This is a genomic window from Enterobacter sp. KB-221C9, assembly GCF_041320715.1.
Lineage (GTDB): Bacteria > Pseudomonadota > Gammaproteobacteria > Enterobacterales > Enterobacteriaceae > Enterobacter > Enterobacter asburiae_D.
Map to the genome: position 1 here is coordinate 57,829 of NZ_JBGIWG010000007.1, position 23,133 is coordinate 80,961.

The 23,133-nt window shown below is 56.9% G+C and carries 24 protein-coding genes and 1 other annotated feature; of the genes, 16 read left to right on the forward strand and 8 right to left on the reverse strand.

Annotation, left to right across the window (positions count from 1 at the left end; translation table 11 throughout):
- Window positions 1-77 precede the first annotated feature (77 nt).
- On the forward strand, window positions 78-1,415 hold the full coding sequence (locus tag AB8846_RS12145) for an MFS transporter (protein WP_370732782.1): 1,338 nt from the start codon (window positions 78-80) through the stop codon (window positions 1,413-1,415).
- 51 nt (window positions 1,416-1,466) lie between these two features.
- Window positions 1,467-2,696 (forward strand): DUF3748 domain-containing protein, encoded by a 1,230-nt coding sequence (locus AB8846_RS12150; RefSeq protein WP_370732783.1) that lies wholly within the window; start codon window positions 1,467-1,469, stop codon window positions 2,694-2,696.
- Here the strand turns inward: AB8846_RS12150 and AB8846_RS12155 are convergent.
- Window positions 2,693-3,025: a YceK/YidQ family lipoprotein gene (locus tag AB8846_RS12155; protein WP_032640291.1), complete on the reverse strand. Its 333-nt coding sequence runs from the start codon at window positions 3,023-3,025 to the stop codon at window positions 2,693-2,695. The genes AB8846_RS12150 and AB8846_RS12155 overlap by 4 nt on opposite strands.
- A gap of 248 nt (window positions 3,026-3,273) precedes the next feature.
- Window positions 3,274-3,345 (forward strand) — a sequence feature (ROSE (Repression Of Heat Shock gene Expression) occurs in the 5'-region of heat shock genes and acts as an RNA thermometer to modulate expression.).
- Here AB8846_RS12155 and ibpA point away from each other — a divergent pair.
- The 3 genes from ibpA (at window position 3,339) to AB8846_RS12170 (ending at window position 6,148) form a co-directional block, all read left to right on the forward strand.
- A complete protein-coding gene (gene ibpA / locus AB8846_RS12160; RefSeq protein WP_008500162.1) occupies window positions 3,339-3,749 on the forward strand; it encodes a small heat shock chaperone IbpA in 411 nt (136 codons plus the stop codon). (Overlaps the previous feature by 7 nt.)
- 136 nt (window positions 3,750-3,885) lie before the next feature.
- Window positions 3,886-4,314: a small heat shock chaperone IbpB gene (gene ibpB / locus AB8846_RS12165; protein WP_023333939.1), complete on the forward strand. Its 429-nt coding sequence runs from the start codon at window positions 3,886-3,888 to the stop codon at window positions 4,312-4,314.
- Window positions 4,315-4,486: 172 nt separating this feature from the next.
- On the forward strand, window positions 4,487-6,148 hold the full coding sequence (locus tag AB8846_RS12170) for a putative transporter (protein WP_370732784.1): 1,662 nt from the start codon (window positions 4,487-4,489) through the stop codon (window positions 6,146-6,148).
- On the opposite strand, the gene AB8846_RS12175 is transcribed toward AB8846_RS12170, so the two are convergent.
- Window positions 6,116-6,862, reverse strand: coding sequence for a GntR family transcriptional regulator (locus AB8846_RS12175; protein WP_370732785.1), 747 nt, complete (start codon window positions 6,860-6,862; stop codon window positions 6,116-6,118). The two genes, AB8846_RS12170 and AB8846_RS12175, sit on opposite strands and share 33 nt — an antisense overlap.
- Window positions 6,863-7,083: 221 nt before the next feature.
- On the opposite strand from AB8846_RS12175, the gene AB8846_RS12180 reads away from it, so the two are divergent.
- The 4 genes from AB8846_RS12180 (at window position 7,084) to AB8846_RS12195 (ending at window position 10,802) form a co-directional block, all read left to right on the forward strand.
- The gene (locus tag AB8846_RS12180; protein ID WP_370732786.1) at window positions 7,084-8,706 is read left to right on the forward strand and encodes an alpha-glucoside-specific PTS transporter subunit IIBC; all 1,623 of its coding nucleotides are present in this window, start codon (window positions 7,084-7,086) and stop codon (window positions 8,704-8,706) included.
- Complete coding sequence (locus AB8846_RS12185) at window positions 8,703-10,025, forward strand: 6-phospho-alpha-glucosidase (RefSeq protein WP_370732787.1); 1,323 nt, start codon at window positions 8,703-8,705, stop codon at window positions 10,023-10,025. Before AB8846_RS12180 ends, AB8846_RS12185 begins: the two co-directional genes overlap by 4 nt.
- 92 nt (window positions 10,026-10,117) lie before the next feature.
- Window positions 10,118-10,465: a YidH family protein gene (locus AB8846_RS12190; protein WP_033144345.1), complete on the forward strand. Its 348-nt coding sequence runs from the start codon at window positions 10,118-10,120 to the stop codon at window positions 10,463-10,465.
- Window positions 10,455-10,802 carry a DUF202 domain-containing protein gene (locus AB8846_RS12195; protein ID WP_370732788.1) on the forward strand — a complete coding sequence of 116 codons (348 nt, stop codon included), beginning with the start codon at window positions 10,455-10,457 and terminating at the stop codon, window positions 10,800-10,802. Before AB8846_RS12190 ends, AB8846_RS12195 begins: the two co-directional genes overlap by 11 nt.
- Before the next feature lie 32 nt (window positions 10,803-10,834).
- Here AB8846_RS12195 and dsdA read toward each other — a convergent pair whose 3' ends face one another.
- Together dsdA and dsdX are read right to left on the reverse strand one after the other, a co-directional pair.
- Complete coding sequence (dsdA, locus tag AB8846_RS12200; RefSeq protein WP_370732789.1) at window positions 10,835-12,121, reverse strand: D-serine ammonia-lyase; 1,287 nt, start codon at window positions 12,119-12,121, stop codon at window positions 10,835-10,837.
- Window positions 12,122-12,138: 17 nt separating this feature from the next.
- Window positions 12,139-13,476, reverse strand: a complete 1,338-nt coding sequence (dsdX, locus tag AB8846_RS12205; protein WP_032662040.1) for a D-serine transporter DsdX — start codon at window positions 13,474-13,476, stop codon at window positions 12,139-12,141.
- Window positions 13,477-13,680: 204 nt separating this feature from the next.
- On the opposite strand from dsdX, the gene dsdC reads away from it, so the two are divergent.
- Together dsdC and AB8846_RS12215 are read left to right on the forward strand one after the other, a co-directional pair.
- Window positions 13,681-14,607 carry a DNA-binding transcriptional regulator DsdC gene (dsdC, locus tag AB8846_RS12210; protein ID WP_063145125.1) on the forward strand — a complete coding sequence of 309 codons (927 nt, stop codon included), beginning with the start codon at window positions 13,681-13,683 and terminating at the stop codon, window positions 14,605-14,607.
- Window positions 14,608-14,691: 84 nt separating this feature from the next.
- Window positions 14,692-15,780 (forward strand): cellulase family glycosylhydrolase, encoded by a 1,089-nt coding sequence (locus tag AB8846_RS12215; RefSeq protein ID WP_370732790.1) that lies wholly within the window; start codon window positions 14,692-14,694, stop codon window positions 15,778-15,780.
- Here AB8846_RS12215 and emrD read toward each other — a convergent pair.
- The 4 genes from emrD to tisB all read right to left on the reverse strand — a co-directional run bounded on the left by emrD (window position 15,683) and on the right by tisB (window position 18,539).
- Window positions 15,683-16,867, reverse strand: a complete 1,185-nt coding sequence (gene emrD / locus AB8846_RS12220; RefSeq protein WP_032662106.1) for a multidrug efflux MFS transporter EmrD — start codon at window positions 16,865-16,867, stop codon at window positions 15,683-15,685. The two genes, AB8846_RS12215 and emrD, sit on opposite strands and share 98 nt — an antisense overlap.
- Window positions 16,868-17,042: 175 nt before the next feature.
- Window positions 17,043-17,876: an EamA family transporter gene (locus tag AB8846_RS12225; protein ID WP_370732791.1), complete on the reverse strand. Its 834-nt coding sequence runs from the start codon at window positions 17,874-17,876 to the stop codon at window positions 17,043-17,045.
- Between the two features lie 62 nt (window positions 17,877-17,938).
- Window positions 17,939-18,385 carry a GNAT family N-acetyltransferase gene (locus tag AB8846_RS12230; protein WP_063145128.1) on the reverse strand — a complete coding sequence of 149 codons (447 nt, stop codon included), beginning with the start codon at window positions 18,383-18,385 and terminating at the stop codon, window positions 17,939-17,941.
- 64 nt (window positions 18,386-18,449) lie between these two features.
- The gene (tisB, locus tag AB8846_RS12235) at window positions 18,450-18,539 is read right to left on the reverse strand and encodes a type I toxin-antitoxin system toxin TisB (protein ID WP_047347446.1); all 90 of its coding nucleotides are present in this window, start codon (window positions 18,537-18,539) and stop codon (window positions 18,450-18,452) included.
- Between the two features lie 718 nt (window positions 18,540-19,257).
- On the opposite strand from tisB, the gene AB8846_RS12240 reads away from it, so the two are divergent.
- The 5 genes from AB8846_RS12240 (at window position 19,258) to ilvN (ending at window position 23,062) form a co-directional block, all read left to right on the forward strand.
- Window positions 19,258-19,971: a hypothetical protein gene (locus AB8846_RS12240; protein ID WP_370732792.1), complete on the forward strand. Its 714-nt coding sequence runs from the start codon at window positions 19,258-19,260 to the stop codon at window positions 19,969-19,971.
- A gap of 196 nt (window positions 19,972-20,167) precedes the next feature.
- Window positions 20,168-20,647 carry an Hcp family type VI secretion system effector gene (locus tag AB8846_RS12245; RefSeq protein WP_370732793.1) on the forward strand — a complete coding sequence of 160 codons (480 nt, stop codon included), beginning with the start codon at window positions 20,168-20,170 and terminating at the stop codon, window positions 20,645-20,647.
- Between the two features lie 107 nt (window positions 20,648-20,754).
- A complete protein-coding gene (gene ivbL, locus AB8846_RS12250; protein WP_057979964.1) occupies window positions 20,755-20,853 on the forward strand; it encodes an ilvB operon leader peptide IvbL in 99 nt (32 codons plus the stop codon).
- 229 nt (window positions 20,854-21,082) lie between these two features.
- On the forward strand, window positions 21,083-22,771 hold the full coding sequence (ilvB, locus tag AB8846_RS12255) for an acetolactate synthase large subunit (protein ID WP_370732794.1): 1,689 nt from the start codon (window positions 21,083-21,085) through the stop codon (window positions 22,769-22,771).
- A 3-nt stretch (window positions 22,772-22,774) separates the two neighbouring features.
- Window positions 22,775-23,062 carry an acetolactate synthase small subunit gene (gene ilvN / locus AB8846_RS12260; RefSeq protein ID WP_010426528.1) on the forward strand — a complete coding sequence of 96 codons (288 nt, stop codon included), beginning with the start codon at window positions 22,775-22,777 and terminating at the stop codon, window positions 23,060-23,062.
- The last annotated feature ends 71 nt before the right edge of the window (window positions 23,063-23,133 follow it).

Here is a 23,133-nt window from a genome sequence, read left to right on the forward strand (position 1 = left end):
CGTAGGCCCGGTAAGCGCAGCGCCACCGGGCAAAAAAACGTACATACAAAAATATAACCCTCTGTAAATTACAGGGCATGGTGAGCGGCTTCGCTATGCCCAAAATCTGGAGACAGATTGCGATGGATATTCCTGTTACCGCTACAAAAACCGGGCGTCGCCGCTACCTGACGCTGATTATGATCTTTATTACCGTGGTCATTTGCTATGTCGACCGCGCCAACCTTGCCGTGGCATCGGCCCATATTCAGGAAGAGTTTGGCATCACCAAAGCGGAAATGGGCTACGTCTTCTCGGCGTTTGCCTGGCTGTATACGCTCTGCCAGATCCCCGGCGGCTGGTTCCTTGACCGCGTCGGTTCACGTATGACCTACTTTATCGCCATTTTCGGCTGGTCCGTAGCGACCCTGTTCCAGGGCTTCGCGACCGGGCTGATGTCGCTGATTGGCCTGCGCGCCATCACCGGAATTTTCGAAGCGCCCGCGTTTCCCACCAACAACCGCATGGTGACCAGCTGGTTCCCGGAACACGAGCGTGCGTCTGCCGTCGGCTTTTACACCTCCGGGCAATTCGTTGGCCTGGCGTTCCTGACGCCGCTGCTGATCTGGATCCAGGAACTGCTGAGCTGGCACTGGGTGTTCATCGTCACCGGCGGGATTGGCATTATCTGGTCGCTGATCTGGTTCAAGGTTTACCAGCCGCCGCGTCTGACCAAAAGCATCACCAAAGCCGAACTGGACTTCATCCGCGACGGCGGTGGCCTGGTGGATGGCGATGCGCCGGTGAAAAAAGAGGCGCGCCAGCCGCTGACCAAAGCGGACTGGAAGCTGGTCTTCCACCGTAAGCTGGTGGGCGTTTATCTGGGCCAGTTCGCAGTGACCTCCACGCTGTGGTTCTTCCTGACCTGGTTCCCGAACTATCTGACCCAGGAAAAGGGTATCACGGCGCTGAAGGCGGGCTTTATGACCACCGTGCCGTTCCTCGCGGCGTTTTTCGGCGTACTGCTCTCCGGCTGGCTGGCCGATAAGCTGGTGAAAAAAGGCTACTCGCTGGGCGTGGCGCGTAAAACGCCGATTATCTGCGGCTTGCTGATCTCAACCTGCATCATGGGTGCCAACTACACCAATGACCCTGTGTGGATTATGACCCTGATGGCGGTGGCGTTCTTCGGTAACGGCTTCGCCTCTATCACCTGGTCGCTGGTGTCGTCTCTTGCGCCGATGCGGCTGATTGGCCTGACCGGCGGCGTGTTCAACTTCGTCGGCGGGCTGGGCGGGATCACCGTACCGCTGGTCATCGGCTACCTGGCGCAGGACTACGGCTTCGGCCCGGCGCTGGTCTATATCTCTGCCGTGGCGCTGATCGGGGCACTCTCCTACATCCTGCTGGTGGGCGATGTGAAACGAGTAGGCTAATCCCTGCGGATGTTTTACCCTGATGCACTCAGCGTGCATCAGGGTATCCTCATGAAACAAATCACCTTCGCCTCCCACCATCATCAGCTCACTAACATCAATACCTGGACGCCGGACAGCCAGTGGCTGGTCTACGACGTGCGCCCGTCCGGTGCGTCCTTCACCGGTGAAACCATCGAGCGGGTCAACGTCGTTACGGGTGAGGTAGAGGTGGTTTATCGCGCCACCGATGGCGCGCACGTCGGCGTGGTGACCGTTCATCCTGCACAAGAGAAATATGTCTTTATCCACGGCCCGAAAAACCCGGACGCAGACTGGCACTACGATTTTCATCATCGCCAGGGGGGGATTGCGCAAAACGGTCAGGTGAGCAACCTGGACGCGATGGACATCACCGCGCCTTACACCCCAGGCGCGCTGCGCGGCGGCAGCCACGTCCATGTCTTCAGCCCGAACGGGCAGCTCGTCAGCTTTACCTATAACGACCATGTCCTGCACGTGCGCGATCCTAAACTTGATTTACGCAACGTCGGCGTGGCTGCGCCTTACGGCCCGGTGAACCCGCAGGGGAACCATCCCCGTGAATATTCGGGAACCTTCTGGAGCGTGCTGGTTAGCCGCACGACGCCTAACCCACAGCCGGGCAGCGATGAAATCAACCGCGCTTATGAAGAGGGCTGGGTGGGCAACGACAGGCTGGCGTTTATCGGCGATACCCTCTCTGCGCAGGGCGAAAAAGTACCCGAACTGTTTATCGTCGACCTGCCGAAAGACGAGCAGGGCTGGAAGCGTGCGGGCGATGCGCCGCTGCAGGGCACCGCAGAGACCCTGCCAGCGCCGCCTGACGGCGTGATGCAGCGTCGATTGACCTTCACTCACCAGAACCGTTATCCAGGGCTGGTGAACGTGCCGCGTCACTGGGTTCGCAGTAACCCGAAGGGGATGCAGATCGCGTTTCTGATGCGGGATGATAACGGCATTGTGCAGCTGTGGCTGATCTCTCCTGAGGGCGGCGAGCCACACCAGTTAACCCATACTGAGAGCGGCATCCAGTCTGCATTTAACTGGCATCCTTCCGGCGACCGTCTGGGGTTTGTGCTCGAAAATCGGATCGCCTGCTGCGATGCGCAGACCGGAGAGGTGACGTTTTTAACGTCCGATCACGGTAACCCGCCGTCTGCTGATGCGGTCGTGTTTTCCCCGGACGGGCGCGTTATTGCGTGGATGGAAGAGACGGGCGGTTTCCGTCAGCTTTGGGCAACGGAAACCGCGCAGCACTAGCGTGGAGGCATCTCTGCGGGCGGGATGACGGCGTTTGTCGCCAGATTCTCCTGCTCGCTTTTTTCTACCCGTGAGCGCACGGAGCTGTCCTTACGAAACATATCCCACGGTAGCAGAAGCGTATCCGCCACGGCCGTAAACGGCATATCCAGGATAACCAGGGATTTGGTGCCCCAGTTTGTATCGTCATCGGAGATCATCGCCGCGCTGGCGCGCGTCCCCGGATATGTTCCTTCTTTACCGCCGGTGTGAGACATCACGCTCGAACACCCGCAAAGTAAAACAACCCCGCTGAACGTCGTCAGCTTTATCAGAACATTTTTCATCATCACTCAGTCATCGTTAATGGCACTGCATAGACCTGCAACTCAGGGTTATAGCGAGCCTTATCCAAAATGGATAGCCCGATAACCCCGCACTGTGGCAGCCATCGCAATTTAACCCTTTGTGCTGTTGTCCCAGTCTAAGCGAGATGCAGGAAAGTGCAAAAAAAAGTGCAGTTGGTGTGCTTGAAAAGCCCGATTGCAGACCCATTTTAAGAATGTGACCCGATAACGAACTCGCCTGATGGGTGTTCGGGGGCGCAAAGGCCTGTCCATGGTGGAAGGCTACAATTTCTCGCTGATTTCAGGAGTTTTATTTATGCGTAACTTCGATCTTTCTCCGCTATACCGTTCTGCAATTGGTTTTGACCGCCTGTTTAACCATTTAGAAAATAACCAAAGCCAGAGCAACGGCTACCCTCCATACAATGTTGAGCTGGTTGACGAAAACCACTACCGCATCGCCATTGCCGTCGCCGGTTTTGCAGAAAACGAACTGGAGATCACCGCGCAGGACAACCTGCTGGTGGTGAAAGGTTCCCATACGGCCGAGCAGAAAGAACGTACCTACCTTTATCAGGGCATCGCCGAGCGCAACTTTGAACGCAAGTTCCAGTTAGCCGAGAACATTCACGTTAAAGGCGCGAACCTGGTCAACGGCCTGCTGTTTATCGAACTGGAACGTGTGATTCCGGAAGAGAAAAAACCGCGTCGTATCGAAATTAACTAATTACGCGGGTCGCGTGAGCGGCCCACCCGGACTTGCTTGCCGTAACGGGAGCATATGCGAATCCATCGGGATTTGCAGGAACAACTGCGCACAAAATTGAACTGTGCCGAACTCGCTTCTCAGAAGGAGATTTAGTATGCGTAACTATGATTTATCCCCCCTGCTGCGTCAGTGGATTGGTTTTGACAAACTGGCTAACGCCCTGCAAAGCACCACCGAGCAACAGACGTTTCCGCCGTACAACATCGAAAAAAGCGACGATAACCACTATCGCATTACCCTTGCGCTGGCCGGTTTCCGCCAGGACGATCTGGACATCCAGCTTGAAGGCACGCGCCTGACCGTGAAAGGGTCGCCGGAAAAACAAGAGACAGAGACCAAATGGCTGCATCAGGGGCTGGTTAATCAGCCGTTTAGCCTGAGCTTTACCCTGGCAGACCATATGGAAGTGTCCGGCGCAACGTTTACCAACGGGCTGCTGCATATCGACCTGCTCCGCAACGTGCCGGAAGCCATCGCGCCGCAGCGTATCGCCATTAGCGAGCGGCCGGCGTTAAACAGTTAACAAGCCCGCCGAACCTGTAGGTCGGGTAAGGCGCAGCCGCCACCCGACAATACTCACAGACTGCACTAAGCCCTGCTCCGGCAGGGCTTTTTTGTGCGCCATCGCCCATACAACCGTATCCAGCTCTGAGAGAATCCTTATCATAACTAAGGTTATGCCAAGGAAGTGGATCATGAGTGATATCGCGTTAACCGTAAGCGTGTTGGCCCTGGTCGCTGTTGTTGGCCTGTGGATAGGGAATATCAAAATCCGCGGCGTCGGGTTTGGGATTGGTGGGGTGCTGTTTGGCGGCATTTTTGTCGGACACTTCGCCGACAAGCTCGGGCTGGTTCTCAGCGCCGAAATGCTCCACTTTACCCAGGAGTTCGGCCTGATCCTCTTCGTTTATACCATCGGTATTCAGGTAGGACCGGGCTTTTTCGCCTCACTTCGGGTCTCCGGTTTACGGCTCAACCTGTTTGCCCTCGGCATTGTGGTGATGGGCGGGCTGGTTACCGCAATTCTGCACAAAATCTTCGATATCCCGCTGCCCGTGGCGTTGGGCATTTTCTCCGGGGCGGTCACCAACACGCCTGCGCTCGGTGCCGGGCAGCAAATCCTTCGCGATTTGGGCATTGAACCCGGCATTGTCGACCAGATGGGGATGAGCTACGCCATGGCCTATCCGTTTGGGATTTGCGGCATTCTGCTCTCCATGTGGCTGGTACGCGTCCTGTTTCGCATTAACGTCGACAAAGAGGCTAAGGACCATGAAACCACGCTCACCAACGGCCATATGCCGATCAAAACCATCAACATTCGGGTCGATAACCCCAACCTGAATAATATGGCGATTCAGGACGTGCCGATCCTGAACAGCGCCAACATCATCTGCTCCCGCCTTAAGCGTGACGATATGCTAATGGTGCCCGCGCCGGGCACCGTTATCCAGCAGGGCGATCTGCTGCACCTGGTCGGCCAGCCCGGCGATTTAAACAACGCGCGGCTGGTGATTGGTCAGGAAGTGGATACTTCGCTCTCGACCCGCGGCACCGATATGCGCGTGGAACGCGTTGTAGTGACTAACGAGCAGGTTTTGGGCAAGAAAATACGCGATCTACAGGTAAAAGAGCGCTACGACGTGGTGATCTCCCGCCTCAACCGTGCGGGTGTTGAACTGGTCGCCAGCCCGGAGGCCAGCCTGCAGTTCGGGGATATCCTCAACCTGGTCGGGCGCCCGTCGTCCATCGACGCCGTGGCGGATATGGTGGGTAACGCCCAGCAAAAATTGCAGCAGGTGCAGATGCTGCCGGTGTTTATCGGTATTGGACTCGGCGTGCTGCTCGGCTCTATTCCGGTGTACGTGCCGGGCTTCCCGGTGGCGCTCAAGCTGGGCCTGGCGGGCGGGCCGCTGATTATGGCGCTGATCCTCGGGCGTATCGGCTGTATCGGTAAGCTCTACTGGTTTATGCCGCCGAGCGCCAACCTGGCGCTGCGCGAGCTGGGCATCGTGCTGTTCCTGGCGGTGGTCGGGCTGAAGTCCGGCGGGGATTTTGTCGATACCCTGGTCAAGGGCGAAGGGATGAGCTGGGTCGGTTACGGCATCTTTATCACGGCGATTCCGCTGCTGACGGTGGGAATACTGGCGCGGATGTTCGCCAAAATGAACTACCTGACCCTGTGCGGCATGCTGGCGGGCTCCATGACCGATCCGCCCGCGCTGGCCTTTGCCAACAACCTGCACGCCACCAGCGGCGCGGCCGCGCTCTCCTATGCCACCGTCTATCCGCTGGTGATGTTCCTGCGCATCATCACACCCCAGCTACTGGCGGTGCTGTTCTGGGGGATGAGCTAGCAGGTCGTCCGGGTGGATGCGCCGCAGATGGTAGTCCACCTGGTAATCACTGGTATTTCGGAACATGACGGAATAGTTGAGGAACTCGCCGCTGTCGCTGTAGGAGAGAGAGGTAATGCGCAGCAGCGGCGTCTGTTCCGGAAGATTCATATAACCGGCCAGCGTTTTATCTGCCAGCACCGGCGTCAGGCTCTCGTAGTTGCCGCTGATGGTGATCCCGCACTCCTTCTCGATGTAATCAAACTTAGACCCCTCAAGATGCGCCAGCGAGAGGTTGCGAAACAGCTTCACCGGCATAAAGCTGTCTTCCAGCATCAGCGGTTTTCCGTCCACATAGCGCACACGCCGGGAAAAGTAGATCCGCTCATCTACGTGAATCCGCAGCTGGCTGGCGATGGCGGGTGGGGCGGGCATCACTTCGAACTGTAAGACCTTGCTCTGCACCTCTTTTCCCTGCTGACGCAGCACCTCCACCAGCCCGGTCAGGTTGGTGGTTTCGTGGTGAACGTCTTTGCGTGACACAAACGTCCCGCTGCCGTGCCGCCGTTCAACCAGCCCCCAGCTCACCAGCAGATCCAGCGCCTTGCGGATGGTCATTCGCGCCACGCCGAACTCCTGCGCCAGCGCTTTTTCGCCGGGCAGCGGGCTGCCGATGTTGTAGTCCGACGAATTCAGCCGCAGCCGCAACCTGTCGGCAATAGATTTGTAGATCACCAGTAGACCTCTATGCCCTTATCAGGGCGTGGATTGCGTCCTGACATGTCCATGTTTACCTCAAAAAGTAGACCTGATTGGTCAAAATAAAACCATGAATGCGATCACGAATCGCAGCGGCACGCCATGTTCGCGCATCAGTAAATTCTTATGCTCACCTCAGGCCAGCAAAAAACCATAAAGGCCTCTACCCCTACAGGTTGTTTCATGAGGATTTAAAAATGCTCAGTCAAATACAACGTTTTGGCGGTGCCATGTTTACCCCGGTGTTGCTGTTTCCATTCGCCGGGATCGTGGTGGGAATCGCCATCATGCTTCGCAACCCGCTGTTTGTCGGCGAAGCCTTAACTGCCCCTGATAATCTGTTCGCGCAAATTGTTCACATCATTGAAGAAGGCGGCTGGGCGGTGTTCCGCAACATGCCGCTGATTTTTGCCGTTGGCCTGCCGATTGGCCTGGCAAAGCAGGCGCAGGGCCGCGCCTGTCTGGCGGTGCTGATTAGCTTTCTGACCTGGAACTACTTCATTAACGCGATGGGGATGACCTGGGGCCATTTCTTTGGCGTCGACTTCTCCGCCGAACCGACGGCCGGTAGCGGGCTGGCGATGATTGCCGGGATCAAAACGCTTGATACCAGCATCATCGGCGCGATCGTGATTTCGGGCATCGTCACCGCCATCCACAACCGCTACTTCGACAAGCCGCTGCCGGTGTTTCTGGGGATTTTCCAGGGCAGCTCGTTTGTCGTTATCCTCGCGTTCTTCGTCATGATCCCCTGCGCCTGGCTGACGCTGCTGGGCTGGCCGAAAGTACAGATGGGCATTGAGTCCCTGCAGGCGTTCCTGCGCTCTGCCGGTGCGCTGGGCGTGTGGGTGTATACCTTCCTGGAACGCATTCTGATCCCAACCGGATTGCACCACTTCGTCTACGGTCCATTTATCTTCGGCCCGGCGGCGGTGGAAGGCGGGATTCAGGTCTACTGGGCGCAGCATCTGCAGGAATTCAGCCAGAGTACCCTGCCGCTGAAAACCCTCTTCCCGGAAGGCGGATTCGCCCTGCACGGCAACTCTAAAGTGTTTGGCTCGGTCGGGATTGCGCTGGCGATCTGGTACACCGCGTCGCCGGAAAACCGCGTCAAGGTGGCGGGCCTGCTTATCCCGGCCACGCTTACCGCCGTGCTGGTGGGCATTACCGAACCCCTCGAATTCACCTTCCTGTTTATCTCGCCGCTGCTGTTTGCCGTGCACGCCGTGCTGGCGGCCACCATGGCAACGGTGATGTACGCCTTCGGCGTCGTGGGGAACATGGGCGGCGGCCTGCTGGACCAGTTCCTGCCGCAAAACTGGATCCCGATGTTCCATAACCACGCCTCGACGGTATTCACCCAGATCGGCATCGGCGTCTGCTTCACCGGAATTTACTTCGTGGTCTTCAAAACGCTGATTGCGCGTCTGAACCTGAAAACCCCGGGCCGGGAAGAGAGCGAAATCAAGCTCTACAGCAAGGCCGACTATAAGGCGGCGCGCGGGCAAACCACCGCCCCGGCGGCAGCCAGCCAGCAGGTCGGGCAGGCCGCCGGGTTCTTACAGGCGCTCGGCGGCGCGGCCAACGTCGAAAGCATCAACAACTGCGCCACCCGCTTGCGTATCACCCTGGTCGATATGGCGAAAACGCAAAGCGATGACGTCTTCAAAGCCCTCGGCGCCCACGGCGTGGTGCGACGCGGCAACGGCATTCAGGTGATTGTCGGCCTGCACGTTCCCCAGGTGCGCGACCAGCTTGAATCGCTGATGAAAACCCCTTTAACGAATGAACAAACCACCCTGACAGAGGCTATATCATGAAAAAATTCTCAGTTGTCATTGCAGGCGGCGGCAGCACCTTTACGCCTGGTATCGTCCTGATGCTGTTAGCCAACCGCGACCGTTTCCCGCTGCGCGCCCTGAAGTTCTATGACAACGACGGCGCGCGTCAGGAGACCATCGCCGAAGCGTGCAAAATCATCCTTAAGGAACAAGCCCCGGAGATTGAATTCAGCTACACCACCGATCCTAAAGCGGCCTTTACCGATGTGGATTTCGTGATGGCGCATATCCGCGTGGGCAAATACCCGATGCGTGAAAAAGATGAAAAAATCCCGCTGCGCCACGGCGTGTTGGGCCAGGAAACCTGCGGGCCGGGCGGGATTTCCTACGGCATGCGCTCTATCGGCGGCGTGCTGGAGCTGGTGGATTATATGGAGCAGTACTCCCCGAACGCGTGGATGCTGAACTACTCCAACCCGGCGGCGATTGTCGCGGAAGCCACGCGCCGCCTGCGCCCGAACGCCAAAATCCTCAACATCTGCGATATGCCGATCGGCATTGAAGGGCGCATGGCGCAGATTGTCGGCCTCAAGGACCGCAAAGAGATGCGCGTGCGCTACTACGGCCTGAACCACTTCGGCTGGTGGACGTCGATTGAAGACCTGAACGGCAACGATCTGATGCCGAAGCTGCGCGAATACGTGGCGAAAAACGGCTATGTCCCCCCTTCTGACGACGCGCATACCGAAGCGAGCTGGAACGATACCTTTGCTAAAGCAAAAGACGTGCAGGCGCTGGATCCGGACACCATGCCGAACACCTACCTGAAGTATTACCTGTTCCCGGACTACGTGGTCGCGCACTCCAACCCGGAACGTACCCGCGCCAATGAGGTCATGGATCACCGTGAGAAGCACGTGTTCAGTTCCTGCCGGGCGATTATCGAAGCCGGTAACTCCGCTGCGGGTGAGCTGGAAATTGACGAACATGCGTCGTACATCGTCGATCTGGCGACGGCAATTGCCTTTAACACCCAGGAGCGGATGCTGCTGATTGTGCCAAACAACGGGGCTATCCATAACTTTGATGCCGACGCGATGGTGGAGATCCCGTGCCTGGTGGGCCATAACGGGCCGGAACCGCTCACGGTGGGCGATATACCACACTTCCAGAAAGGGCTGATGAGCCAGCAGGTGGCGGTGGAAAAACTGGTGGTGGATGCCTGGGAGCAGCGCTCGTACCAGAAACTCTGGCAGGCGATCACCCTGTCGAAAACCGTGCCGAGCGCGTCCGTCGCGAAAGCGATTCTGGATGACCTGATCGAGGCCAACAAAGCGTACTGGCCAGAGCTGCATTAATCGTCCTGACCGGCATCGCCCGATGCCGGTCTCCTTGTCCTTGTCGATTTACGCTATGCTGAAGCCTGCCCGCAGCACGACAAGGAACCTCCATGAAAATTTCCCGCCTCGGCGAAGCGCCGGACTACCGCTTCTCTCTGGCTAATGAACGCACGTTCTTAGCGTGGATCCGCACCGCGTTGGGCTTTCTTGCCGCAGGGGTGGGCCTCGATCAGCTCGCGCCGGATTTCGCCACGCCGCCGATCCGTGAAGTGCTGGCGCTGCTGCTGTGCCTGTTCGCGGGCGTGCTGGCGATTTACGGCTATCTGCGCTGGTTGCGCAATGAGAAGGCGATGCGTCTGAAGCAGGATCTGCCCTATACGCGTGGGTTACTCATCATCAGCACGATTCTGCTGACGGTGGCGGGCGTGGTAATGGTGCTGGTGTTCTATGGCGGATAGCCGCAAAGCGCGGCGCGAAGCGGACCCCGGCCTGCAGCCGGAGCGGACGTCACTCGCCTGGCTGCGCACGCTGCTGGGGTATGGCGCGCTGATCGCCCTGGCGATTAAGCACAACTGGCACCGCACGGGGGTGCCATTCTGGGTTTCGCTGGTTGTGCTGGCGCTGGTGGCGATTATTTTATGGCGCTATACCCGCAACCGTAACCTGATGGACGTGGCGCAGAACGATTTTGTCCAGCCGAAAGCGGTGCGCGATAAGTTCCTGATCGCGCTCGCTGTTCTCTCGTTGTCATTGTTGTTTGCGGTCACCCACATTCAACAAATTTTGCAGTTGTAGGCCGGGTAAGGCGCAGCCGCCACCCGGCATAATTACTTCCCTTTCGCCAGATACTTCGCCATCTCGTCTTCCGGCACCATCCCGCCGCCGGTCGCCCACACCAGATGGGTAACTTTGGTATGCGAATGAACGCGCACCGGCCCGGCCATCCCCGCCAGCGCGGACGGTTCCAGACGAATGCCTTCCTCCTGCGCCAGCCAGCCGAGCATGTCGTACATGCTCTGATCGGAAAGCGTATAGAACCCGTCGAGCAGGCGTTCCATCGCGCGGCCCACGAAGCCGGAGGCACGCCCTACCGCCAGACCGTCCGCCGCCGTCACGTTATCAATGCCCAGATCTTGTACCGAGATTTCATCGTGCAGGCCGGTGTACACGCCCAGCAGCATGCACGGGGAGTGCGTTGGCTCCGCGAAGAAGCAGTGGACGTTATCGCCAAAGGCCAGCTTCAGGCCAAACGCCACGCCGCCGGGGCCGCCGCCGACGCCGCACGGCAGGTAGACGTACAGCGGATGATCGGCATCCACCACGCGGCCCTGTTCGGCAAACTGCGCCTTCAGGCGCTCGCCCGCCACCGCATAGCCAAGGAACAGGGTGCGGGAGTTTTCATCGTCGATGAAGAAGCAGTTCGGATCGCTTTCCGCCGCTTTTCGTCCCTGCTCTACCGCTACGCCGTAATCCTGCTCATATTCCACGACGATGACGCCGTGGCTGCGCAGTTTGGCTTTCTTCCACTCGCGGGCGTCGGCAGACATATGCACGGTGACCTTAAAGCCGATGCGGGCGCTCATGATGCCGATGGACATCCCGAGGTTGCCGGTTGAGCCCACCGCAATGCTGTACTGGCTGAAAAAGTCCTTAAAGCGTGGTTCCAGCAGAATGCTGTAGTCGTCTTCGGTGCTCAGCAACCCGGCTTCCAGCGCCAGTTTCTCCGCGTGGGTCAGCACCTCATAGATGCCGCCGCGCGCTTTAATCGAGCCGGAAATCGGCAGATGGCTGTCTTTTTTCAGCAGCAGGGTGCCGGGAATGGCCTTGCCGGACTCTTTCTCCAGCCGTGCCTGCATCGCCGGAATGGCGATCAGTTCGGATTCGATAATACCGCCCGTTGCCGCGGTTTCCGGGAAGGCTTTCGCCAGATACGGCGCGAAGCGGTTGAGGCGCGCGTGCGCGTCGTCCACGTCGGCTTTGGTCAGCCCGACATAGGGCAACCCTTCTGCCAGCGTTGTGGTGCGCGGGTTACGCCAGGTGGTTTCTTTCAGGGCAATCAGATCCTCAACCAGAGGAAACTGTGCGGTTAAAGTAGTGATAGTTGCGTTTTGCATAATACGTCTCTTCGCGCTCAGATAATGAAGGAAAGCAGGAATGTGCCGCCAAGTGCAAGCACCGAGGCGATAAACGTCGCCGTCGTATAGTATTTGAAGGTCTCATTCAGGGTCGCGCCGCAGTATTGCTTCACCAGCCAGAAGAGAGAATCGGTGACGATCGTGCAGCCAATGGCGCCGGAACCGATGGCAATGGTGATGATCTCCGGGCTCACGTTCGGATAGAGCGGCAGCATCGGCGCGACGATCGCCGTGGCGCCCATCATCGCCACCGTCGCGGAGCCTACAGCGGCATGCAGCACCAGCGCCACCAGCCAGGCGAGCAGGATAGGGTGCATGTGCAGGTTCGAGAGAATATGCGCCAGCGAGTCCGCCAGTCCGCTGGTTTTCAGGATGGCGTTAAACGCGCCGCCCGCGCCGATAATCAGCAAAATGTTGGCGATAGAGCCGAAGCCGTGCTCGGTGTGCGTCAGCATCGTGCCCATGCCCATATGCTGGCGGATCCCCAGCAGGTAGTAGGCGACAAACACGGCGATAAACATGGCGGTGATCGGGTTGCCGATAAACTCCAGCAGCGTATACAGCGTGCCTTCTTTTGCCATATTCAGCTCGGCGATGGTTTTCACAAGCATCAGGGCAATCGGCAGCAGCACCGTGAACAGCGTGGCGCCCAGCGACGGCAGGGTGTGCTCTTCACGCACCTTCAGGTCTGAAAATTCCGCCGGAACCGGTTTAAACGGCAGACGATTGCCGAGCAGTTTCAGGAACAGCGGGCCGCCGACCAGCGAGGCCATCAGGCCTACCATCAAACCGTAGACAATGACCGTTCCGACGTCCGCCCCTAATTTATTGGTCACAAACAGCGCGGCCGGATGCGGCGGCACCACGCAGTGCACCGCCATCAGCGCGGTACAGAGCGGAATGGCCAGCTTGAGCAGCGACGTGTGGGTCTTTTTGGCGATGGAAAACGCCAGCGGGATCAGCAGTACCACGCCCACCTCCACGAACAGCGTAATGCCGCAGATAAGGCCCACCAGCACCATAATCACGTCTGCTGACAGCCAGCGGCAGCGCTGCAATGCGATCCCGATGCGCTCGGCCGCACCGGAGACTTCCATCATTTTGCCGAGAATGGTGCCCAGACCAATCACCGCCGCCAGGAAGCCCAGCGTACCGCCAATTCCGCTCTCAATGGCGTTCACCATATCCAGCGGGCTCATCCCCATCATCGCGCCGACGAAAAAGCTCGCCAGCAGCAGCGCGAGGAATGGGTGAAACTTCAGTTTTACGATGGTTAAAACAATCAACACAATGCTGACCAGCAGCGTTGCCACAACCCAGACCTGAGATCCCATATCTCACCTCACCCTTATGTCATCTGGGGGTATTGGACGAAAAAACGGCGTGGGCTGACAAGCGATATAAATTGGCGTTCAGATGAGCCAGATTGGATCAACTGAGTGACTGCGCTCTAAAAAGCGCACTTAATCCGTATTAGGTTCACATAAATTCACCCTTAAACGGTATGCTGAGCGCAGAAACTACGCGCGAGAATTGTGATGACCGATACAAATGAAGCCAGAAACCGGCTCCTAAACGGCTGGCAGCTGTCGAAAATGTATACCTTTGAAGTAGCCGCCCGGCATGAGTCCTTCGCCCTGGCGGCGGAGGAGCTGTCGCTCAGCCCCAGCGCGGTGAGCCACCGCATCAACCTGCTGGAAGAGGAGCTGGGTATTCAGCTGTTTGTTCGCTCGCACCGTAAAGTCGAGCTGACGCAGGAGGGAAAGCGCGTTTACTGGACGCTGAAATCGTCCCTCGACACCTTGAATCAGGAGATCCTGGACATCAAAAACCAGGCGCTCTCCGGCACGCTGACGGTTTACTCCCGCCCGTCGATTGCCCAGTGCTGGCTGGTGCCCATGCTGGGGGACTTTACCCGCCGCTATCCGTCGATTTCACTCACCATCCTGACCGGCAATGATTACGTTAATATGCAACGAACGGGCGTCGATCTGGCGCTCTATTTCGACGATACGCCGCCAAACCACCTCTCTCATCACTTCCTGATGGACGAGGAGATTTTGCCCGTCTGCTCACCGCAGTACGCCCGCGAGCATGAACTGCTGAAAAACCCCGATAACCTCAGCCACTGCACGCTGTTGCACGACCGTCAGGCCTGGAGTAATGATTCCGGTACGGATGAGTGGCTGAGCTGGGCGCAGCACTTTGCGGTGAATATGCCCCCATCGTCGGGCATTGGTTTCGATCGTTCCGACTTAGCGATTATTGCGGCCATTAACCACGTAGGCGTCGCGATGGGGAGAAAGCGGCTGGTGCAGAAGCGGCTCGAGCGGGGCGAGCTGATCGCCCCGTTTGGTGAAAAGACCCTGAAGTGTCATCAGCACTACTATATCTCGACGCTTTCTGGCCGTCAGTGGCCGAAAATAGACGCCTTTATCGGCTGGCTGAGAGAACTGGCAGGTTGAAGAATTATTACGCTTTCGCTCTACACCAAATGTGAAAAAGCGTGCTAAATACAGGTAATGCTTTCGATTTATCCAGGGTAAACCGTGTTAAAGCCTTTTATTGCCTCTGCGTTACTGATCACTTCCGGCTGGGCGATTGCCGCTGAGCCGCCGCTGACGGCTGCCCATTATGCGCAGCAGCTGGGCGTCGGGATGGACGTGGACTGGGCGCGCACCGAACGCGGCATACGCGAATTCGACCCGCTGGTGGTTCGCGATTTTCGTGCAAAAGGCATTACCCACGTGCGCATCCGCGTGGCCGATGAGCCGACGGAAGCGCGGCTGATCCACCTGCGCAAGCTGGTGGAGGCCTGCAATCAGTATGGCGTGATCCCGATAGTCGCTTATCAGGCCGATGAATATAAAAACGACCCTAAAGCCGATAACGAGAAAGAGACGATCAACTGGTGGATTGCCGTGGCGCACTATTTCGGACAGAGCTACCCGCTGCTGGGCTTTGATCTCATCTACGAACCCGCCGACAAGCTTAACCATAACCTCGCATCGCTAAACCGCGTGTATGAAAAAACCATTAAAGCAATCCACGACATTGACCCGCAGCGCATGATCTTTATTGCGCCGCGCCTGCGTGCCGCGCCGGAGGATTTATCCAGCCTGAAGCTGCCTGCGCACAGTCAAAATTTCCTGCTGGCGGAGTGGCATATTTTCCCGTGGGGGCCGCTGAAAAATAGCGGTAAATACCCGTGGACGTCCGGCACGGCGGCGGAGAAAGCGGCTATCCATAATCGCATCACTACTGCGCTGCGCTGGCAGCAAAAAACCGGGCACGTTAGCTGGGTCGGGGGCTGGGGCGTGGGGGAGTCAAACCACCTCACGCCAACCGCTTCGCAGCTGGCCTTCACCACCTTTATGGCCTGCGAGCTGCAAAAGGCGAAAATCCCGTATGCGCTTAACGCGGATTTCCAGTTTTACGACGGGGAAGAAGGAGCCTGGCGGCCAGCGCCGGAGCCGTTATTGCAGGCGATGATTGCGCCCGTCTGTGAAAAGCCCGGCGAGAAGCCGGGCCATCATGCGGTTAAACCGGCTGCTCGTGATGCGGGACACGCGACGCCAGCGGCAGCCAGCACAGTAAAATCAGCAGCCCCATCAGCGTCATCAGCAGGCCCAAACTAGCCTGCCCGGTCTGCGGCATCATGGCCGAGAGCCAGGCCAGCGCGCCGGAGCCGATATTCTGCAAACCGCCCACCAGCGCGCCCGCCGTGCCTGCGAGGAACGGGAACGGCTCCATCGCGCCGCTGGTCGCCAGCGGGAACAGCATTCCCGCGCCGAAGAAGAACAGCGCCGCCGGGATGAGCAGCGTCCAGACCGACATCACGTCAAACAGCCCCGGGATCCACATCATCAGACCCGCCAGCAGACAGCTGATCACCGACTGCCACATCAGGGTTGAGAAGCGTTTGTTCGGGCGTCCGGCAAACCACGCGCCGAAGAACGCCGCCGGGATCGGCAGAATAAACAGAATACTCACGACCATGCTGCTCAGACCCAGCCCCGCGCCCAGCAGCACGCCGGAACAGGCTTCGAACACCGCAATGCCCGCCAGGCCGCCGATCAGCATCAGCAGGTAGCAGGTAAACGATCCGTTACCGAACAGCGTCTTATAGCTGGTGATGAGCTTCGTGCGCGGCGCGTCCTGCGGGCGCGTTTCCGGCATCCAGCGCGCCATGCTGAAGGTGACGATGATGCACAGCACCAGCAGGAAGGCGTAACAGGCGCGCCAGGACCACATCGTGTCCAGCAGGCCGCCAATCAGCGGGGCCAGCAGCGGGCTGACCAGAATACCCATATTCAACAGGCTGTTGGCATGACGGAGCTGGGTGCCCTGATACATATCGCGCGGTAAGGTACGCGCCATCACCCCGCCGACGCCTGTCCCGACGCCCTGCAGGGCGCTGGCGGCAATCAGTACGGTCAGGCTATGGGTGGTTATCGCAATGACGGTCGCCACCATGAAAATGCTCATGCCCACCAGGATCACCGGGCGACGCCCAACGCGGTCGGAGAGCGGGCCGTAGAAGAGCTGCGAAACGCCATAGGTCAGCAGGTAGGCTGCCATCACGCTCTGCACCGCGCCCTCGCGGACGTTCAATTCCTTTGCCATGTCGGCAATCGCCGGAATGTAGATGGTTTGCGCCATCTGACCGACGGCCACCAGTAACACCAGCATCAACAATAAGTTAACGTTCCTTTGTTTTTTCATGTCGCTGAATACTTTTGCCAAAAGAGAAAAATGAAGAATAAGTGACTACGCATTCCCATAAATGCGCGAGGAATCTACCACAGAGAGATGACAATTTAAGCATTGTCGTGGTGAATGAAAAAACCGGGAAAGGCAGGATTTGTAAACAAGAACGGCAACTAATGTTGCCAGTGATTTACGCCAGGCGCAGCAGAATAGCGCCGCCGGCAATCCCCAGCGCCGCCGCGATACGCAGACCCGCAACCTTCTCTTTTAAAAGGACAAACGCGATCAGCGCACCAAAGAGTATGGAGGTTTCACGCAGCGCCGCAACCACCGCCAGCGGTGCCTGCGTCATGGCCCAGAGCGCCAGACCGTAAGAGCCCATGGTGCCAACGCCGCCGAGCAGCCCCTTTTTCCAGTGCAGGCGCAGGTATCCGGACGCCTCGCGCCGACGCGCCACCATCGCCCAGCTCAGCAGGCAAAAGCCGTTCATAAAGAAGGTCCACAGCGTATAGCCCAGCGCGGTGTCTGATAACCGCACGCCGGTGCCGTCCACCAGCGTGTAGCCTGCGATGAAACAGGCGTTCAGCAGCGCCAGCCAGACCCCTTTGCGTGACTGCATACGGCCATTCATCGCCATAATGAGAATCGACAGGCAGATTACCCCAATGCCGGACCAGGCGAGCCAGGAGAGGCTATCCCCGAGCGCCAGAACGCTGATCAGCGCCACCAGCAGCGGGGCGGTGCCGCGCATCAACGGGTAGGTCTGGCTCATATCGGAGACCTGATAGGTCTTCGCCACCAGCACGGTGTACACCACCTGCAATGCGCAGGAAACAATCAAAAACGGCCAGCTTGCAGCAGATGGCTGTGGGGAAAACGGCAGTAAGACCAGAGCGATAACCGTGGCGGAGCCGCTGACGCTTATTGCGGAATAGAGCTTGTCCGTTCCGGCTTTAACGATGGCGTTCCAGCTGGCATGCAGCAGCGCGGCGAAAAGCAAAATGCAGAATACGGTGATGGTCATGGCGTATCGGGTGATGAATTGTCACTCAACTGTAACATTCACATCCTGAGGCTGCCAGCCGGTTACACCGCACAAAAAAGGCGGTGCGTCACCCGCGGTTCGTCTGAGACCAGCGTAAAACCCGCTTGATGATAAAACCCGTAGGCGCTGTCCGGCGCGTGGGTATTCAGGAAATCAAACCAGATGCTGGCATCGGCCATGACCACGGTCAAAAGCTGTTTGCCAATGCCCAGCCCGCGGCACTTCTCGCTGACGTAGAGATGGCGAATGCGCCCGGCACGCGGCTGCAGGCTGAATGGATCGCGATTCAGACCACACACGCCCACCAGCTTGCCGTTGAGAAACGCACCCAGCAGCTTTTCACCCGGCGCGTTAAAGCGGTTCTCACCACGCTGCCAGTTCTCTTCCAGCCTGCGCAGCATGTTGAAATTCAGTGCGATACTTTCAGCCTTCAGGGCGATATACCCCGGTTCATCCGGTGTGACAGGCTCAATTAACAGACGCGACATAGCATTCCCTCGTTATTAAAGAGGGGCGGTTGCCCGCCCCTCTCAGGTGCGACTTGAACCTGAATCAGCGAATGAATTTCAGGACAGCATCAAGCAGTTGCAGTACAGCAACAATGAGTTTGAGGATAAGTATCACCATATCCACTACGCTCATACGCGTCTCCTTTTGGTTAAAAGGAGCACGATGCTGGCGTACCTTTCCGCCGCCTGTTGCCAGCACCTGGATTGACGTAACACAGTGTGCTCACTTCAGGGGGTTAAGGCACTGACGGCACCACCCGTTTCAGCCAGGACTTCGTTGCGCCGGTAGAACTGCGGCCCCCTCGCTCACTGCGAACACCCTCAGTATAGATAAATACTGTATGTATGAACAGTATTTTTTGGACAAAATCAGGAAGGCGATTCATACTCAAAAACGTCAAAATCCGTGCCGGAATTGCGCGTTCGTCTTCGATCGCGTATACTTCTTGCGTTGACGTAACACAGTGTGTTCTGCGGCGACCAACCGCAAAACCCTGATAAAAACCTCGCTTAGGCGGGGTTTTTTGTTTTCTGGTCTGCCCCTAAAAACTGCTGGATAAGCGAGGGTTCTGCTATTTGGCTTCGCTGTGAACTGGCCATGATCGCTTAAGCAACTCTATTTAAATTAGAGGTATTAGACTCATTTTGTAAGATAACACCACTAAATTTATAAATTAATATAACTACTAATAGTCCTCAGGTAATTAAATTGCTTCGCCTATAATAATAACAAATAAAATCGAGCTAACTCATTATTTACGTGAATGTTTAGTTTAAATAATATGGCTGGTTTGAGTTACAGAGATTTTCATTGTATATTTCTAGAGCCGCAAATACTGTATGGATACATTATGCAAGCATCTGAATATTTAAAGATGAAGTTCCAGAGTGACAGGCAGTTAGCTCTTTATGGACAGCAAGGTGTTGCAGGGACTTGGAGAGCATTAAAGGGGATCGGCTCTGATATTTACTCAGGAATGGAACGTGTGAGCTGGTACTCATCATGCTTAATCCCCAGCTATCACGATGTGTGTGATGAGCTTCTCTCAGAAGAAAAGAGGATGTATCTCTCAATTCTCTCGCTTTACCGTTATCGCGATGTAATAGCACACATGCTCTATCTTTATTTTGAAAGTGTTATTACCGATTCTGAAAATGGAAATGAACATAATCGCGTTCGTAAGATGGATTCAAAAGTAACCGGGCTTGTTAATAACATACCGACCAGCAAGGCCGCGCGTTTAGCGATAGCATGGGGGCTGGCCAAATCCCTTTCCGAATCAGGCTTGCTGTCTGAAATTGTCGTCGAACGGCTTGCACGCCGCGTACCTAACGTTGTCATGGCGCTTCAATTGATTGGAACGGAACAGAAGTGCGCTCTTGCTGCACGTCGCCTGAAAACGTTGGACCCTAAGTATTACGCGACCCTGTATGCCGCACAACTGGAGATGCTTTACTACTTTTTTGAGCCTTTCCTGTCTGAATTCATTAAGAAGGTTCAAATGGGATTCTATAAGGATTTCGATGCAATTTATAACGACTTAAAGGACAAGGGGCATGTTTAAGAGTCTGTTATCAATTCTATTCGCGGATATTTTATTCCCTGTTTATATTTTTGCGTGCGCCTCTTTCTTTCTGTGGTTGGTGCCTAACCACTGGGTATTACTAACATTCATTTCTATCATTGTATTTATTATTGTTCATCCGATAATTTTTGGTCGCTTTGATAAGTACGATTGAATTTTATAAAAAGGACTTTATATGTCAAATCCAGCTTATTTATTTTTAACAGATGAAAATGGTTCTCCCATGGTTGGTCCTTGCCTTGTGTTAGGGCGTGAAGGTGCAATTGAACTCAAATCATTCACTCATAATGTCAACATCCCAGTCGACGGGAATACCGGGAAATTGACGGGCACGCGTATACACATGCCCATCATGTTCCAGAAAGAATTTGATCGTGTAACTCCGCTTCTCTTTCGCGCACTGAGTACGGGAAGAACGCTCCAGTCAGCCACCATTAAGATGTATCAGATTAATGAGGCGGGTTTAGAACAGGAATATTTTAATATCCTCCTGGAGAATGTGAAAATAACTTCAATCACACCAGACCTGTATCCCGGCGCAAGCACCGGAACACACCTTGAAACGATTCTCATGCGCTACGAGAAAATTACCTGGAAGCATTGCGACGGCAATGTCATCTATAGTGATTCCTGGAATGAGCGAGCAACGTACTGAAACGTGATCCCTGACGCATTTTTGCGCAGATGAAAATATTTCCATTGTCACGCCTGAAAACCTGTGTTTGTATAAATTCAATCAATGATTCCAAACACAGGTCCCCAATGACTTCATCCATCTTCACTTCGACCCTACTAAAAACTGCGCAACCTGCCGCAGTGGTCGTCGTGCGTGTGGTGGTGGTCGTCGGCAATGCGCCGTAGGGACTGGATCAACACACGAATCCAAAACCCCGCCGGCGCAAACCGGGCGGGGTTTTTCGTTTAGGACCCCTCCCGGATACGCTAAGTAGTTCGGGTTGCAGGAAGGCGGCAAGTGAGCGAATCCCCGGGAGCGTACACAGGTACGTGACTGGGGTGAGTGAACGCAGCCAACGCATCTGCAACCTGAAATACGACGCGTAACGTCGGCCCAGAAGAAAAGGACTGGAGCATGGCAAGTTCGGGCACAACATCCACCAAGACGCGTTTTACTGGCGCGCAGCTGATCGTTCATCTGCTGGAACGACAGGGCATCACCACCGTTGCGGGCATCCCTGGCGGCACGGTGCTGCCGCTGTACGATGCGTTAAGCCAAAGCACGCAGATCCGCCACGTGCTGGCGCGCCACGAGCAGGGGGCCGGCTTTATCGCTCAGGGCATGGCGCGTACGCAGGGTAAACCGGCGGTCTGTATGGCCTGCAGCGGCCCGGGCGCAACCAACCTGGTCACCGCCATCGCCGACGCGCGCCTCGACTCCATTCCGCTGATCTGCATTACCGGCCAGGTACCGTCCTCAATGATCGGTACCGATGCGTTCCAGGAAGTGGACACCTACGGCATCTCTATCCCCATCACCAAACATAACTATTTAGTTCGCGATATCAGCGAGCTGCCTCAGGTTATCAGCGATGCGTTCCGCATTGCGCAGTCTGGCCGTCCGGGCCCGGTGTGGATAGACATTCCTAAGGATGTCCAGACCGCAGAGATCGAGATCGACGTCCTGCCGGAGCCGGGCGAGCGTGCCCCCGCGCCGGAATTCAGCGCTGAGAGCGTGCGCGACGCCGCCGCCATGATTAACGCCGCCAAACGTCCGGTGCTTTATCTGGGGGGCGGAGCGATTAACGCCGCGGATGAAATCCGCGAGTTTGCGGAAAAAGCTAATCTGCCGACCACCATGACCCTGATGGCGCTGGGCATGCTGCCTAAAGCGCACCCGCTCTCTCTCGGCATGCTGGGCATGCACGGCGCGCGCAGCACCAACTACATCCTGCAAGAGGCGGATTTGCTGATTGTTATGGGCGCCCGTTTTGATGACCGGGCGATTGGCAAAACCGAGCAGTTCTGCCCGAACGCGAAAATCATTCACGTGGATATCGACCGCGCCGAGCTGGGTAAAATCAAGCAGCCGCACGTGGCGATTCAGGGTGACGTGGCCGAGGTGCTGGCGCAGCTGATCCCGCAAACCGACGCAACCGACCGCGCCGACTGGCGTCAGCTGGTGGCCGATCTGCAGCGCGAGTTCCCGGGCGCCATCCCAACCGAGGGTGACCCGCTGAGCCACTACGGGCTGATCAACGCCGTGGCCGCCTGCGTGGACGACAGCGCGATTATCACCACCGACGTGGGCCAGCACCAGATGTGGACCGCCCAGGCCTACCCGCTGAACCGTCCGCGCCAGTGGCTGACCTCCGGCGGTCTCGGCACCATGGGCTTCGGCCTGCCCGCGGCGGTTGGTGCGGCGCTGGCGAATCCGGACCGCAAGGTCATCTGCTTCTCCGGCGACGGCAGCCTGATGATGAACATTCAGGAAATGGCGACCGCGGCCGAAAACCAGTTAGACGTGAAAATCATCCTGATGAACAACGAAGCGCTGGGGCTGGTGCACCAGCAGCAGAGCCTGTTCTACAAGCAGGGGGTGTTTGCGGCGACCTATCCGGGGATGATTAACTTTATGCAGATTGCCGCCGGTTTTGGCCTGCATACCTGCGACCTGAACGCGGAAGAGGATGCCCACGCGGCGCTGCAGGCGGCGATTTCTCGCCCAGGCCCGGCGCTGATCCACGTGCGTATCGACCCTGAACAAAAAGTGTATCCGATGGTGCCGCCGGGTGCGGCAAATACTGAGATGGTGGGAGAATAAGCCATGCAGAAACAACATGATAACGTCATTCTGGAACTCACCGTCCGCAACCACCCTGGCGTCATGACTCACGTCTGCGGGCTCTTTGCCCGGCGGGCGTTTAACGTGGAAGGCATTCTCTGTCTGCCGATTCAGGGCAGCGAGCACAGCCGCATCTGGCTACTGGTCAACGACGATCAGCGTCTGGAGCAGATGATGGCGCAGATCGACAAGCTGGAAGACGTCACCAAAGTGGCGCGCAACCAGTCCGATCCCACCATGTTTAACAAAATTGCGGTGTTTTTCGAGTAAATCACTTAAGGTAAGAGGCTTTTGCCGGATGGCGCTGCGCTTATCCGGCCTACAAGGACTTTACACGTAGG

Coding starts and splice junctions, on each gene's coding strand:
- AB8846_RS12145 (WP_370732782.1), top strand. CDS start 78: ATGGTGAGCGGCTTCGCTATGCCCAAAATCTGGAGACAGATTGCGATG.
- AB8846_RS12150 (WP_370732783.1), top strand. CDS start 1,467: ATGAAACAAATCACCTTCGCCTCCCACCATCATCAGCTCACTAACATC.
- AB8846_RS12155 (WP_032640291.1), bottom strand. CDS start 3,025: ATGATGAAAAATGTTCTGATAAAGCTGACGACGTTCAGCGGGGTTGTT.
- ibpA (WP_008500162.1), top strand. CDS start 3,339: ATGCGTAACTTCGATCTTTCTCCGCTATACCGTTCTGCAATTGGTTTT.
- ibpB (WP_023333939.1), top strand. CDS start 3,886: ATGCGTAACTATGATTTATCCCCCCTGCTGCGTCAGTGGATTGGTTTT.
- AB8846_RS12170 (WP_370732784.1), top strand. CDS start 4,487: ATGAGTGATATCGCGTTAACCGTAAGCGTGTTGGCCCTGGTCGCTGTT.
- AB8846_RS12180 (WP_370732786.1), top strand. CDS start 7,084: ATGCTCAGTCAAATACAACGTTTTGGCGGTGCCATGTTTACCCCGGTG.
- AB8846_RS12185 (WP_370732787.1), top strand. CDS start 8,703: ATGAAAAAATTCTCAGTTGTCATTGCAGGCGGCGGCAGCACCTTTACG.
- AB8846_RS12190 (WP_033144345.1), top strand. CDS start 10,118: ATGAAAATTTCCCGCCTCGGCGAAGCGCCGGACTACCGCTTCTCTCTG.
- AB8846_RS12195 (WP_370732788.1), top strand. CDS start 10,455: ATGGCGGATAGCCGCAAAGCGCGGCGCGAAGCGGACCCCGGCCTGCAG.
- dsdA (WP_370732789.1), bottom strand. CDS start 12,121: ATGCAAAACGCAACTATCACTACTTTAACCGCACAGTTTCCTCTGGTT.
- dsdX (WP_032662040.1), bottom strand. CDS start 13,476: ATGGGATCTCAGGTCTGGGTTGTGGCAACGCTGCTGGTCAGCATTGTG.
- dsdC (WP_063145125.1), top strand. CDS start 13,681: ATGACCGATACAAATGAAGCCAGAAACCGGCTCCTAAACGGCTGGCAG.
- emrD (WP_032662106.1), bottom strand. CDS start 16,867: ATGAAAAAACAAAGGAACGTTAACTTATTGTTGATGCTGGTGTTACTG.
- AB8846_RS12225 (WP_370732791.1), bottom strand. CDS start 17,876: ATGACCATCACCGTATTCTGCATTTTGCTTTTCGCCGCGCTGCTGCAT.
- AB8846_RS12230 (WP_063145128.1), bottom strand. CDS start 18,385: ATGTCGCGTCTGTTAATTGAGCCTGTCACACCGGATGAACCGGGGTAT.
- tisB (WP_047347446.1), bottom strand. CDS start 18,539: ATGAGCGTAGTGGATATGGTGATACTTATCCTCAAACTCATTGTTGCT.
- AB8846_RS12240 (WP_370732792.1), top strand. CDS start 19,258: ATGCAAGCATCTGAATATTTAAAGATGAAGTTCCAGAGTGACAGGCAG.
- AB8846_RS12245 (WP_370732793.1), top strand. CDS start 20,168: ATGTCAAATCCAGCTTATTTATTTTTAACAGATGAAAATGGTTCTCCC.
- ivbL (WP_057979964.1), top strand. CDS start 20,755: ATGACTTCATCCATCTTCACTTCGACCCTACTAAAAACTGCGCAACCT.
- ilvB (WP_370732794.1), top strand. CDS start 21,083: ATGGCAAGTTCGGGCACAACATCCACCAAGACGCGTTTTACTGGCGCG.
- ilvN (WP_010426528.1), top strand. CDS start 22,775: ATGCAGAAACAACATGATAACGTCATTCTGGAACTCACCGTCCGCAAC.